Genomic DNA, 14,139 nt, shown 5'->3' on the forward strand with positions numbered 1-14,139 from the left:
TGTACGGTTTCGGCAGCGGATCCCGATCCAGAGGAACGTGAAGTGATGAGCCAGGCACAACCGCGGCAGCCCACCGGCGCCGAGATCGCCATCATCGGCATGGCGGGCCGCTTTCCCGGCGCGCCCGGCGTGGACGCGCTGTGGGAGAACCTCAAGGCGGGGGTGGAGAGCATCACCCGCTTCTCGGAGGAGGAGCTGCGCGCGGCGGGGGTGGACGAGGCCACGCTGGCGGACCCCGCCTACGTCCCCGCCACCGGCTGGCTCCCCGACGCAGCGGACTTCGACGCCGCCTTCTTCGGCTTTGCCCCGCGCGAGGCGGAGAGCACCGATCCGCAGCACCGCGTGTTCCTGGAGGTGGCCTGGGCGGCCATGGAGCACGCCGGCTACGGGCCGGGAACGTACGCCGGACCCGTGGGCGTGTACGCGGGGATGGGGGCCAGCGGCTACCTGCTGCACAACCTGCTTCCGTACGCGGCGGAGCTGGGGCGCGCCGGCTTCGACGTGATGGTGGGGAACGACAAGGACTACCTCCCCACCCGCGTCTCGTACAAGCTGGGGCTGCGCGGGCCCTCGGTAAACGTGCAGACGGCGTGCAGCACCTCGCTGGTGGCCGTGCACGTGGCCTGCCGCGCCCTGCTGGGCGGCGAGTGCGACGTGGCGCTGGCCGGGGGCGTCTCCATCTCCAGCGTCATGCCCCGCGGTTACGTCTGGCGCGACGGGGGGATCGCCTCGGCCGACGGGCACTGCCGCGCCTTCGACGAACGCGCGGCGGGGACGGTGGGCGGGGCGGGGGCGGGGGTGGTGGTGCTCAAGCGGCTGGAAGACGCGGTGGCGGACGGCGACACCATCCACGCCGTCCTCCTGGGCTCCGCCATCAACAACGACGGCGCGGCCAAGGTGGGATACATGGCCCCCGGCGCGGAGGGCCAGGCCGCGGTGATCGCCGACGCGCTCTCGGTGGCCGGGGTGGACCCGCGCTCCATCGGCTACGTCGAGGCGCACGGCACGGGGACGCACCTGGGCGACCCCATCGAGGTGGCCGCGCTGACCCGCGCCTGGCGCGCGCACACGGCCGACACGGGGTTCTGCGGCCTGGGCTCGGCCAAGACCAACCTGGGCCACCTGGACGCGGCGGCCGGCGTGACCGGCCTCATCAAGGCCGCGCTGGCGCTGCGCGACGGCGTCATCCCCGCCAGCCTGCACTTCACCCGCCCCAACCCCCGGCTGGAGCTGGAGCGCACGCCGTTCTACGTGGCCCGGCGGACGACCGAGTGGGCGGGCCCCGCGCCGCGGCGGGCGGGCGTCAGCTCGTTCGGCATCGGCGGGACCAACGCGCACGCGGTGCTGGAGCAGCCGCCCGCGCCCGCCCCGCGCACGGGTACGCCGCGCGGCGACCACCTGCTGGTCCTTTCCGCGCGCAGCGAGTCGGCGCTGGACGCGGCGCGGCGCAACCTGGCGGAGTTCCTGGAAGCGCATCCTTCCACCGGCCTGGCGGACGCCGCGTTCACCCTGCAGGCCGGGCGCACGCCGTTCGACTGGCGGCTGGCGATCCCCGCGGCGTCGGTCGATGAAGCGGTGGCAGGGCTGCGCGGCGCGGCGGGGGTGCGGGCGGAGGCGGGGCGGCCCGTCGCCTTCCTCTTTCCCGGCCAGGGCGCGCAGCACGTGCGGATGGCGGCCGGCGTCTACGCGAGCGAGCCGGTCTTCCGCGCGGCGCTGGACCGGTGCGCGGATGCGCTGCGGGCGGAGCTGGGCTTCGACCTGCGCGAGGTGCTCTTTCCGGCGGAGGGGGACGAGGACGCGGCCACCGAGCGGCTGGGGCAGACGGCGGTGACGCAGCCCGCGCTGTTCGCGGTGGAGTGGGCGCTGGCGCAGCTGTGGATGAGCTGGGGGGTAAAGCCGGACGCGATGATCGGCCACAGCGTGGGCGAGTTCGTGGCGGCGTGCCTGGCCGGCGTGTTCTCGCTGGAGGACGCGCTTCGGCTTGTGGCGGCGCGCGGGCGGCTGATGCAGTCGCTTCCCGCCGGCTCCATGCTCGGCGTCTTTCTCCCCGAGGCGGAGCTGGTGCCGCGGCTGCCGGCGGAGGTCGCGCTGGCGGCGGTGAACGGCCCCGCGACCTGCGTGGTCTCGGGCCCGACGGAGGCGGTGCGGGCGTTCGAGGAAACGCTGCTGGAGGACGGCGTGGCCGTGCGGCGGCTGCACACCTCGCACGCGTTCCACTCGGCGATGATGGACCCGATCCTGGCCCCCTTCCGCGAGCTGGTCCTGCGCGCCGCGCCCCAGCCGCCGCGCCTGCCGTACGTCAGCGGCCTTACGGGCACGTGGATCACGGCGGAGCAGGCCACGGACGCGGACTTCTGGGCGCGCCAGCTTCGCGAAGGCGTCCGCTTCCATGACGGCGCGAACACGCTGCTGCAGGCGGAGAGCACCGTCTTCATCGAAGCCGGCCCCGGCCGGACGCTGGGATCCCTGGTTCCGAAGGAGGGCGCGCACGCGGTGGCCGCCTCGCTTCCGCACCCCCGCGACGGCGGCGCCGACACGCGCGCGCTGGCGGACGCCGTGGGGCGCCTGTGGAGCGCGGGCGTGGCGATCGACTGGGCGGCGTACGGCCTGGACCGCGGCGGGCGCCGCATCCCCCTTCCCACCTACCCGTTCGAGCGCCGCCGCTACTACCTGGAGGCGCCGCGCAACGCCGCCGCCGGCCTGGCCCTGCCCCTGGTGGTGCCGGACGAGACGGCATCCGCCGACTCCGGCGCGCCGGCGGGGGCGCACGGGCGCGCGCACCTGCGCACGGCGTGGGTGGCGCCCGCGACGGAGCTGGAGCAGGCCGTGGCCGCCGTGTGGGAAGAGATGCTGGGGATGGAGCGCGTGGGCGCGGACGACGACTTCTTCGAGCTGGGCGGGCACTCGCTGCTGGGCACCCGCGTGATCGGCCGGCTGCGGATGCACTTCGGGGTCGAGCTGCAGGTGGACGCCATCTTCCGCGCCCCCACCGTCGCCGCCCTGGCGCGGGAGATCGAGGATGCGCTGCTCGCGGCGGTCGAGGCGATGAGCGAGGAAGAGGTGCTGGAGCTGGCGTAACTGCAGGGAATAGGGAACAGGGAATAGGGAATAGCGGGACGGGATGGGGGGCGCCGGGCGCCGGCTGATACCGAGCCCGCGGAAACACCTGTCATTCTGAGGGAGCGCCCGCGCGGGGCTCGCGGAAACAACGCGGAGCCGGTTGGCGCGACCGAAGAATTTTTCTCCCCTCGCGCGGAACCCCGTCCCGGGCATCGCCTGGGTCGAACGGCAGGAAATAGCGGGGCGGGATGGAGGGGCGCCGGGGCGCCGGCGGATACCGAGCCCGAGGAAAAACCTGTCATTCTGAGGGAGCGCCCGCCCCGGGCTTCCGGAAAACCGCGGAGCCGGTTGGCGCGACCGAAGAATCTCCGTCCCCTCGCGCGGGACCCTCTCCCGGGCATCGCCCGGGAACCCCGCGTGACGGAAAGATCCTGCCGCTTCGGATAAAGATTCTTCGGTCGGCGCCACACTCCTGGGCGAAAGAAGAGCATTGGAGCGGCGCCTCCCTCAGAATGACGGTTTTGTCGGATCAGGGATGAGAGATTCGGGTGTTGGGATTCGGGTGGATGGCCGGCGAGGCGGGGAACAGCGGGTACTTGTGATCCAGGAACGTGTGATGTCGATCGACGAAGCGACGGAGCGCAGGGCGGTCCTTTCGCCCGCCAAGCAGGCCCTGCTCGCCAAGCTGATGCGCGGCGGGGTGAAGAGCGACGCGCCCGCCGCGGACACCATCCGCCCGCGCGGCGACGCCGGGCCGGCGCCGCTGTCGGGCGCGCAGCAGCGGCTGTGGTTCCTGCACCAGATGGACCCCGCCAGCGGCGCCTTCAACATCCCGCTCATCCTGCGCCTGCACGGCCCGCTGGATTCCGCCGCCCTGGAGCGCGCCTTGGCCGAGGTGGTGCGCCGGCACGAGGCGCTGCGCACCGTGTTCGTGCTGCGCGGCGCGGCGCCGGTGCAGGAGGTGGCGCCCACCCCCGCGCGCGTCATCCAGACGGAAGACCTGTCCGCCCTCGCCGATGACACGCGCGAGGCGGCGGCGCGGGCGCGGGTGTCGGACGAGGTGCACGCGCCGTTCGACCTGGCCACCGGCCCCGTCTTTCGCGCGCGGCTGCTGCGGCTGGCGGCGGACGACCACGTGCTGGTGATCACGCTGCACCACATCGTCAGCGACGGGTGGAGCGCGGGGGTGCTGTACCGCGAGCTGGCCGCGCTGTACGGCGCCTACACGCGCGGTGAACCGTCGCCGCTGCCGGAGCTTCCCATCCAGTACGCGGACTACGCGGCCTGGCACCGCGCGCGGCTGGCGGGGCCGGAGCGGGCGCGGCAGGTGGAGTTCTGGCGCGCGCGGCTGGCCGGCGCGCCGGTGCTGCTGGACCTGCCCACGGACCGCCCGCGCCCGGCGGTGCAGGGGACGGCCGGCGCCGCGCACCACCTGCGCATTCCCCGCGCGCTGTACGACCGGCTCGCCGCCGTGGCCCGCGCGGAGGGCGCCACCCCCTTCATGGCGCTGGCCGCCGCGTGGGGCGCACTGCTGCACCGGTGGAGCGGGGAGGACGACGTGGTGGTGGGCACCCCGCTGGCCGGGCGCACGCATCCGCTCACGGAGCCGCTGATCGGCTTCTTCGTGCAGACGCTGGCGCTGCGGCTGGATCTTGGGGGCGATCCGTCGTTCCGCGCGCTGCTGCGCCGCGTGCGCGACACCACGGTGCAGGCGTACGCGCACCAGGAGGTCCCCTTTCACCAGCTGGTGGACGAGCTGAAGGTGGAGCGCAGCCTGAGCCACCCGCCCGTGTTCCAGGCGATGATCTCGCTGCAGAACGCCTCCGGCGCCGGCCCCGTGTTCCCCGGCCTGCGCACCGAGCCCATGGGCGCCGAAACGCGCTCGGCGGAAGGCTACCTGCTTCTGTACATGGAGGAAGACGCGCAGGGGCTGGACGGATTTCTCCAGTACCCCACCGACCTGTGGGACGCCACGACGATGGAGCGCCTGGCCGCGCACCTGCTCGCGCTGCTGGGCGCCGCCGCGGCGGACCCGGATGCGCGCCTGTCGCGCCTGCCGCTGCTGGCGGACGCCGAGCGTGCGCGGCTCCTGGCGCAGGGCGCCGGCCCGGACGCCGACGCTCCGCACCTTCCCGCGCACCGGCGGATCGAGGCGCAGGCCGCCCGCACGCCGCACGCCATCGCAGTAGAGGCAGAGGACGGCACGCTGACGTACGCCGAGCTGGACCGGCGCGCCAACCGTCTGGCCCACCACCTCCGCGCCCGCGGCGTGGGCGCGGAGACGCTGGTGGCGCTGTGTATCGACCGTGGCGCGCGGATGCTGGAGGCGCTGCTGGCGGTGCTCAAGGCGGGTGGCGCCTACCTGCCGCTGGACCCCGCCTATCCCGCCGACCGCATCGCCTACATGCTGGCGGATTCCGGCGCACGCGTGCTGGTGACGCACTCCGCGCTGCTCGACGGCCTGCCGCTGGACGGGATCGAAACCGTGGCCCTCGACCGCGACGCCGAGGAGATCGCCGCCCGCCCGGATACATCGCCCGCTATTCCCTATTCCCTGTTCCCTATTCCCTGCAGTCCAGACGCCCTCGCCTACGTCATCTACACCTCCGGCAGCACCGGCCGCCCCAAGGGCGTAATGGTCCGCCACGGCGCGCTGGCCAACTTCCTGGCGTCCATGGCGGACAGGCCGGGGCTGTCGCCGGACGACGTGCTGGTGGCGGTGACGACGCTGTCGTTCGACATCGCCGTGCTGGAGCTGCTGCTGCCGCTGGCGGTGGGCGCGCGCGTGCGGATCGCCTCGCGCGACGCGGCGTCGGACCCGGCGCGGCTGCGCGGGCTGCTGGACGGCGCCACCGCCATGCAGGCCACGCCCGCCACCTGGCGGATGCTGCTGGAGTCCGGGTGGACGCCGCCGCGTGAGCTGGCCGTTTTCTGCGGCGGCGAGGCGCTGCCGCGCGAGCTGGCGGAGCGGCTGCTGGCCGGCGGTGCGCGCGTGTGGAACCTGTACGGCCCTACGGAGACGACGATCTGGTCCGCCGCGCTGGAGGTGACCTCCGGCAGCGAGCCGGTGCCCGTGGGCGGACCGATCCTGGACACGCGGCTCTACGTGCTGGACGCCGCGCTGCAGCCCGCGCCGCAGGGAGTGTTCGGCGAGCTGTACATCGGCGGCGGGGGGCTGGCGCGCGGCTACCTGCGGCGCCCCGCGCTCACGGCGGAGCGCTTCGTCCCGGACCCGTTCGCCGCGCGGCCGGGCGCGCGCCTGTACCGCACCGGCGACCGCGTACGCTGGCGCCCGGGCGGCACGCTGGAGATCAGCGGCCGGCTGGACACGCAGGTCAAGCTGCGCGGCTTCCGCATCGAGCTGGGGGAGATCGAGGCCGTGCTGTGCGCCCATCCCGCCGTGCGCCAGACCGCCGTCGCCGTGCGCGACGAGGCCGGCGGCGCGCGCCTGGTGGCGTGGGTCGTCCCCGAGGGTGGCACCGCGCCCTCCGCGGCCGAACTGCGCGCATTCCTGGGCGGCAGCCTGCCGCAGTACATGCTGCCGTCCGCCTTCGTGACGATGGACGCGCTTCCGCTGACGCCCAGCGGCAAGGTGGACCGGCGGGCGCTTCCCGCGCCGGCCGCGGCGCACGAGCGCGACCACGTGCCGCCGACGACCCCGGCGGAGAAGACGATCGCCGCGTTCTGGGCGGAGGCGCTGGGGGTGGAGCGGGTGGGGGTGCAGGACAACTTCTTCGAGATCGGCGGGCACTCGCTGCTGGTGGCGCGGGTGCACGCACGCATCCGCGAGGCGTTCCCGCGCGAGGTGACGCTGGTGGACCTGTTCCGCCACACCACCGTGGCCGCGCAGGCCGCCTTCGTCGCCGGGAGCGGGCAGGCGGCCGCGGCGGCGCCGACGTCGCAGAGCCGTGCGAGTGACCGGGCGGAGGCGCGCCGGGCGGCGGTGCGCGACACCCGCCGCGGTGCGCGCCGCTAGGGAATAGGGAATAGGGAATAGCCGACAACGGCGGGCCGGATGCCGCTACTGCTGGCCCAAGTTCCGTGGGTAAAGGTCTGGGCAGCAGGTGGGGAAATCTGCCTCGCCGGCCGGCGAGGCACGCGCCGCTGACCGTCGTCACGAAGGAGTGGCAGAAATACCGTCAGCGGTGGCCGACGCGGTGTGTATGAGAATTTTTTTGAGGGACACCTATTCCGCCATCCACGTCCTCTCCGATCGGCGGGAGGCTGGCCGGATGACGTGATGGAGCAGGCGGAAGGCTCCACCTGCCGCGCGTCTTTTACCGGGCTTTCCGTCTCGCACGGATGGCGGAAGGGCGGGATGGCGGAGCAGGCGAGCACGCGGACCGATCCGGGCACGTCGTCCAGCGTTCGTGTCGCTGAGAGCGCGGCGAAGGACGCACGGCAGGTTGTTGCGCCGGCCGGTGCGCCGCATCCAGCCACACATGGAGGATCGGCTGGAACGACCCGGCCACGCCGCGGATTCGGGGACGGTGCCGGAGCAAGGCGGGCGGAGACGGCACGGGCTTGATCGACGGGCATGCGCCGGATGCGCGGATGCATCGCCCTGAATCCATCAGACGAAACCACAGCGCCGCAGGCCCGCACAGGGCGGGACCGGCGGACACCGAACCGAGCAGGAGCGCAGATGAGCAGTCCGAACACACCGGAGTTTCCGTCCTCGGCCGTGGCCATCATCGGCATGGCGGGGCGCTTTCCCGGATCGCCCGACGTGGACGCCTTCTGGCGCAACCTGCGCGACGGCGTGGAGGGAATCACCTTCTTTACGGAAGACGAGCTGCGGGCCGAAGGCGTGAGCGACGAGCTGCTGGCCCGCCCCAACTACGTCCGCGCCCGCGGATCGGTGGAGGGCGTGGACCGGTTCGACGCCTCGTTCTTCAACTACCGCGTGCGCGACGCGGAGCTGATGGACCCGCAGATCCGCTTCTTCCTGGAAACGTGCTGGGAGGCGATGGAGTCCGCCGGCTACGACGCCGCCGAGTATCCCGGCTCCGTGGGCGTGTACGGCGGCGCCAGCTTTCCGTCGTACTACATGCACCACCGCATCCGCGACCGCTCCGTGTTCGACGGCGAGGACGGCTGGCAGGTGAGCACGCTGACCGAGAACGACTTTCTGACCACCCACGTCTCGTACCGCATGCGCCTGCGCGGGCCCAGCATGAACGTGCAGACCGCGTGCAGCACCTCGCTGGTGGCCGTGCACGTGGCCACGCAGGCCCTGCTGAACGGCGAGTGCGACATGGCGATGGCGGGCGGCGTGTCCATCGGCGTGCCCAGCCGCCGCGGCTACCTGCACAACCCCGGGCACATCGCCTCGCCCGACGGCCACTGCCGCGCGTTCGACGCGGACGCCGCCGGCACCGTGGAGGGCGAGGGCGTGGGCATCGTCGTGCTCAAGAAGCTGGACCGCGCCCTGGAGGACGGCGACAACGTGCTGGCCGTGATCCTGGCCACCGCCGTGAACAACGACGGCGAGCACAAGGCCGGCTACACCGCGCCGGGCGTCAGCGGCCAGGCCGAGGTCATCAGCGAGGCGCAGGCCGTGGCCGGGGTGGACCCCGCCAGCGTGACGTACGTCGAGGCGCACGGCACCGGCACCCCGCTGGGCGACCCCATCGAGATCACCGCGCTCAAGGAGGCGTTCGGCGCCGCGGGGGGCGAGGGATGGTGCGCCATCGGCGCGGTGAAGACCAACGTGGGCCACCTGGACGCTGCGTCCGGCATCACCGGCCTCATCAAGACCGTCCAGGCGCTGGGGCACGCGCAGATCCCGCCCACGCTGCACTTTCGCGCGCCCAATCCAAAACTGGGGATCGAGGGAAGCCCCTTCTACGTGGCCGACCGGCTGCGCGAGTGGACGGTGCCCGACGGCGGGCCGCGGCGCGCGGGGGTGAGCTCGTTCGGCATCGGCGGCACCAACGCGCACACCGTGCTGCAGGAGGCGCCGCCGCGCGAGCCCTCCGCACCCGCCCGGCCGTACAGCCTGCTCGTCCTTTCCGCCCGCACCCCCGCCTCGCTGGAGCGCCAGACCGAGAACCTGGTGCGCTGGCTGGAGGAGAATCCCCACGCGGAGCTGGCGGACGTCGCCTACACGCTGCAGGTGGGCCGGCGCCCGCTGACCCAGCGCCGCAGCGTGCTCTGCCGCACCGTGGCCGAGGCGGTCGACGCGCTGCGCACGCTGGACCCGGAGCGGGTGCGCACCGCCGTGGACCCGTATCGCATGACCCCCGTCGTCTTTTTGTTCCCCGGCCAGGGCGCGCAGCACGTGGGGATGGGGCGCGAGATTTACGCCCACGAGCCCGTCTTCCGCGCGGAGCTGGACCGCTGCTGCGAGCTGCTGCGCCCGCACCTGGGGCTGGACCTGCGCGACGTCCTGCATCCCCCCATCGGGAGGGAGGATGAGGCGGCCGCGCGGCTGCGGCAGACGGCGCTCACCCAGCCCGCGCTCTTCGTCGTGGAGTACGCGCTGGCGAAGCTGTGGATGAGTTGGGGGCTGGAGCCCGAAGGGTTCGCGGGGCACAGCATCGGCGAGTACGTGGCCGCCTGCCTGGCCGGAGTGATGTCGCTGGACGACGCCCTGCGCCTGGTGGCCGCCCGCGGCGCGCTGATGCAGGAGATGCCCGCCGGCGCCATGCTCTCCGTCTCCCTCGCGGAGGAGGAGGTGCGGGCGATCCTTCCCACGGAGCTGGACGTGTGCACCGTCAACGGCCCCGCGCTCACCGTGGTGGGCGGGCCGGCGGAGGCGGTGGATGCGTTCGCGGCGAGGCTGCAGGCGCGCGACGTCCATCACCAGCGCCTGCACACCTCGCACGCATTCCACTCGCGGATGATGGACGGCGCCGTGGCGCGCTTCGAGGAGGTGGTGCGCGGGGTGGCGCTGCGCGCGCCGGAGGTCCCCTTCCTCTCGAACCTGACCGGGGGATGGATCACGGACGCGCAGGCCACGGACCCGCGCTACTGGGCGGACCACCTGCGCGGCACCGTGCGCTGGGACGAGAACCTGCGCGCCATCCTGAGCGAGCCCGAGCGCGTGGTGCTGGAGGTGGGCCCCGGCCGCGGGCTGGCCACGCTGGCCCGCCGCCACCCCGCGCGCGACCGGCGCATGCTGATCCTGCACTCCCTGCCGCACCTGAAGGACGAGGGCGGCGAACAGGAGACGCTGTGGACCACCGTGCAGGCGCTCTGGCACGAGGGGGTGGAGCCAAAGTGGCCGCGCGTGTACGACGGACTGCGCCGCCTGCGCCTGCGCCTGCCCACCTACCCGTGGGACCACGGCCGCTACTGGCTGGGCGTGCGCGACGCCGCCACCCAGGAGTCGCACGCCTTCCTCCCCCGCGGCAACCACGCGATGAAGAAGGACGTCACCGCCCCGCGCAACGAGTTCGAGGCGGGGGTGGTGGAGATCTTCCAGGAACTGTTCGGGCTGGAGAACCTGGGCATCTACCACAACTTCTTTCACCTGGGCGGCGACTCGCTGCTGGCCGTGCAGCTGGCCCGGCGCATCCGCGACCGATTTGGCGTGCAGGTGCCGCTGCGCGCCATCTGGGACATCCGCACCGCGGCCGAGGTGGCCGTGCTGGTGGCCCGCGGCCTGGACGCCGACGCCCCCGGCGCCGACGGACAGGGCGCGCACGAATCCGAGCTCCAGCTGGCCGAGCCGCAGCCGGCCTGACCCGCGTTCCCGATCCCTGACGACCGGGGGCGGACGCGACCGCCCCCCTGAACCCTGCCACCGCGAGACCGATGAAGCTGCCCCAGTTCCTTTCCCCCGGAATGCGCACGTACACCGCCGTCTGGTTTGGCCAGATGGTGTCGATGATCGGCACCGCGCTCACCGACTTTGGCGTGGGCGTGTGGATCTACCAGAAGACCGGCTCGGCCACGCCCTTCGCCATGGTGCTGCTGTGCATGGTGGTGCCCGGCATCCTGGCCACCCCCGTGGCCGGCGCGCTGGCGGACCGCTGGGACCGCCGCCGCACCATGGTGCTGGCGGACGCAGGCGCCGCACTCAGCACGCTGTTCATGGCGGTGATGCTGTTCGCCGGACGGCTGGAGCTGTGGCACATCCTGGCCGCCGTGGCCTTCGCCTCCACCTGCCGCGCCTTCCAGGGCCCGGCGTGGATGGCCAGCACCACGCAACTGGTCCCCGCCGAGCAGCTGGGGCGCGCCAGCGGGATGATGAACTTCGGCCGGGCCGTGGCGGGGATCCTGGGGCCCGCGCTGGGCGGCGTGCTGGTGCCCGCCATCGGGCTGCAGCAGGTGATGCTGATCGACTTCGCCACCTTCATCGTGGCCGTGGGCATTCTGTTCGCCGTGCGCTTTCCGCCCCTGCCGGCCCGCGCGGAGCCCGACGCGCCGAAGCAGCCGCTGCTCAAGGAGGCCGCGGCCGGGTGGCAGTACGTGGGCTCGCAGCCGGCGCTGCGGGCGCACCTGCTGTTCTTTGCCCTGGTGAACCTGGCGCTGGGGTACGTGTGGGTGCTGCACGCGCCGCTGGTGCTGGGCTTTGCCGGGCCGGGCTCGCTGGGCCTCGTGGGCTCGGCCATGGGCGCCGGCCTGCTGGCGGGAAGCCTGGTGATGACCATCACCGGCGGCCCCAAGCGCAAGGCCGCGGCCATCCTGTCGTACGGCGTGCTGCTGGGGTTGAGCCTGATGCTGATGGGCGCGCGCCCCTGGGTGCCGCTGGTGGCCGCCGCGATGTTCGGCATCACCGTGGGCATTCCGGTGGTCAACGGCAGCCTGATGGCGCTGTGGATGCCGCGCATTCCGGCGGACCTGCGCGGCCGCACCTACGCCGTCATCCAGATGCTGGTGTGGAGCACCGAGCCCATCGCGTACCTGTCCGCCGGCGTGCTGGCGGACGCGCTGTTCAAGCCGCTGCTGGTGCAGGGCGGGCCGCTGGCCGGCACCCTGGGCGCGCTGACGGGCGTGGGCCCCACGCGCGGCATCGGGCTGCTGCTGGGCGTGGCGGGCATCTTCGTGCTGGCGGTGACCGCCGCCATGGCGCTGCTCCCCCACTTCCGCACCGCCGACTCCATCCCCCTCGCCGCCGAGCCCGATGCCCCGCCGGTTGCCGCTGCCGAGGAGCCGGCCAGCGAGGGCGCGCCGGTGCCCGTGCCGGCGTAGCGAGGCGCCAGCAGTTCGTGCGCCTATCCTGAGCCCGGGGAACTACCTGTCATTCTGAGGAAGCGCCCGCCCCGGGCTCCCGGAAAAACCGCGGAGCCCGTGGCGCGACCGAAGAATCTCCCTCCCCTCGCGCGGAGCCCTCTCCCGGGCATCGCCCGGGAAGCCCGCGTGACCGCGAGATCCCGCCGCCCAGCATATCACGCAGTCCGGGGCAACACCTGTCATTCTGAGGAAGCGCCCGCCCCGGGCTCCCGGAAAAACCGCGGAGCCCGCTGGCGCGACCGAAGAATCTCCCGCCCTCGCGCGGAGCCCTCTCCCGGGTATCGCCCGGGAACCCCGCGCGACCGCGAGATCCCGCCGCCCAGCATATCACGCAGTCCGGGGAAACACCTGTCATTCTGAGGAAGCGCCCGCCCCGGGCCCCGGGAAGGCCGCGGAGCCCGCTGACGCGACCGAAGAATCCCCACCCCTCGCGCGGAGCCCTCTCCCGGGCATCGCCCGGGGAAGCCCGCGTGACCGCGAGATCCCGCCGCCGCCCAGGCGAATGAATTCGCGGCTGGGACTACGCGATGTCGGCCTTCGCCGACGGGCGTGTGCCGGGCCGGCCCGTGGCATGCGGAGAAGAGCAGGGAGTGCTGTGGGTGATGGTGCGGTGGCGGTAAAGGTGGACACCCTTGACGGCTCGGCGGTTGCATTGTAACGTACGGAGCGTTCGAACCGAAGCAGAGGCAAGCACCATGAGCACGAGACCCACACCTCCCTTGGCGCCCGAAGGCGTCGCGGAGATCGTCGACGAGATGCAGCGCCCTCCGGAAGATACGCCGGAGCGTCGCGCCACCTTCGATCGTGCGCGATCGGCGGCTTTCCTGGTCCAGCAGGTCATCGCTCGAGTCGGAGCCAAGCGCCGACCGTAGACCCGGTGCCGCTGCCAGACCGCATCGCGCGGACGGGGGGTTCTCCCCGTCCGCGTTCTGATTTCAGGGATCGAGCATGAGCGAATTCTTCCGCGAAGGCACGGCCTGGGATGAAGATGACCTGGAGATGCGGACGCTGGACGGGCCGCCTCCAGCCGGTTTCGATTCCGGCGCGGACGACCAGGACAGGTTCCTTTACGAACGGGCGTGGGCGGATGCGTGCCAGGGCATCAGCGTCACCCACGTGCTGTACGTCAAAGGCATCGCCGCCGCCTATGTCACGCTTCTCAGCGATCGCATTCAGCTTGGCCCGAAGGAGAAGCCGAAGGGCGTGACGTACCAGTTCGTTCCAGCCCTGAAGGTGGGTCAGCTGGCTGTCGACCGCCGCTTTGCCGGACGAGGGTTGGGCCGGTATCTCATTGGCTTCGCCGTCGAACTGGCCACGCAGTTCCGGGGTGTGTTCGGCTGCCGGTACATCACGCTCGATGCCGAGCCGCACCTGCTGCCCTGGTACGAGTCGCAGGGATTCAAGCGCAACATCGAGGAGCAGCGGTACCGACGCGCGCTCTCCGAGGCGAGAGGCCGGCCGGTCGACCAACTGGCCGTCAGCATGCGCTTCGATCTCCGCGATGCGCGGATCGAAGGCCCATGGGAGGTGTCGCGCAGCGCCTCTGGATGACGCCTGCCCAGGCGAATGAATTCGCGGCTGGGACCACGCGATGTCGGCCTTCGCCGACGGGTGTGCGGCGCAACGGCGTGTTGCGGTGTGCGGTTGAAGCCCCGCGCAGTTCGCGGGGCTTTCCGCTGTCGTTGCGGCCGCCCAGGCGAATGAATTCGCGGCTGGGACCACGTGATGTCGGCCTTCGCCGACGGGTGTGCGCCGCGACGGCGTGCTGCGGCGTGCGGTTGAAGCCCCGCGCAGCTTGCGGGGCTTTCCGCTGTCGTTGCGGCGAGTTCACTCGCTCCCGCAGACAAGCCCGGCCGGATACGTGGTCCGGCGGGGCTCGTCATCTTCCTCCATCTT

At 72.8% G+C, this 14,139-nt stretch carries 5 protein-coding genes; all 5 read left to right on the plus strand.

The window, feature by feature from the left end; all coding sequences use genetic code 11:
* Nucleotides 1-45: 45 nt before the first annotated feature.
* Complete coding sequence (locus tag VGC13_RS25325; RefSeq protein ID WP_331128106.1) at nt 46-3,078, plus strand: type I polyketide synthase; 3,033 nt, start codon at nt 46-48, stop codon at nt 3,076-3,078.
* 598 nt (nt 3,079-3,676) lie between these two features.
* On the plus strand, nt 3,677-7,036 hold the full coding sequence (locus VGC13_RS25330) for an amino acid adenylation domain-containing protein (RefSeq protein ID WP_331128107.1): 3,360 nt from the start codon (nt 3,677-3,679) through the stop codon (nt 7,034-7,036).
* 669 nt (nt 7,037-7,705) lie between these two features.
* Nucleotides 7,706-10,750 carry a type I polyketide synthase gene (locus VGC13_RS25335; RefSeq protein WP_331128108.1) on the plus strand — a complete coding sequence of 1,015 codons (3,045 nt, stop codon included), beginning with the start codon at nt 7,706-7,708 and terminating at the stop codon, nt 10,748-10,750.
* 71 nt (nt 10,751-10,821) lie between these two features.
* A complete protein-coding gene (locus VGC13_RS25340) occupies nt 10,822-12,201 on the plus strand; it encodes an MFS transporter (RefSeq protein ID WP_331128109.1) in 1,380 nt (459 codons plus the stop codon).
* Nucleotides 12,202-13,191: 990 nt separating this feature from the next.
* Entirely contained in the window at nt 13,192-13,794 is a 603-nt protein-coding gene (locus VGC13_RS25345) for a GNAT family N-acetyltransferase (protein WP_331128110.1), read from the plus strand.
* Nucleotides 13,795-14,139: the final 345 nt, after the last annotated feature.

Origin of the sequence: Longimicrobium sp. (assembly GCF_036399255.1) — a bacterium.
Taxonomy (GTDB): Bacteria; Gemmatimonadota; Gemmatimonadetes; order Longimicrobiales; family Longimicrobiaceae; genus Longimicrobium.

Coding starts and splice junctions, on each gene's coding strand:
- VGC13_RS25340 (WP_331128109.1), top strand. CDS start 10,822: ATGAAGCTGCCCCAGTTCCTTTCCCCCGGAATGCGCACGTACACCGCC.
- VGC13_RS25325 (WP_331128106.1), top strand. CDS start 46: ATGAGCCAGGCACAACCGCGGCAGCCCACCGGCGCCGAGATCGCCATC.
- VGC13_RS25335 (WP_331128108.1), top strand. CDS start 7,706: ATGAGCAGTCCGAACACACCGGAGTTTCCGTCCTCGGCCGTGGCCATC.
- VGC13_RS25330 (WP_331128107.1), top strand. CDS start 3,677: ATGTCGATCGACGAAGCGACGGAGCGCAGGGCGGTCCTTTCGCCCGCC.
- VGC13_RS25345 (WP_331128110.1), top strand. CDS start 13,192: ATGAGCGAATTCTTCCGCGAAGGCACGGCCTGGGATGAAGATGACCTG.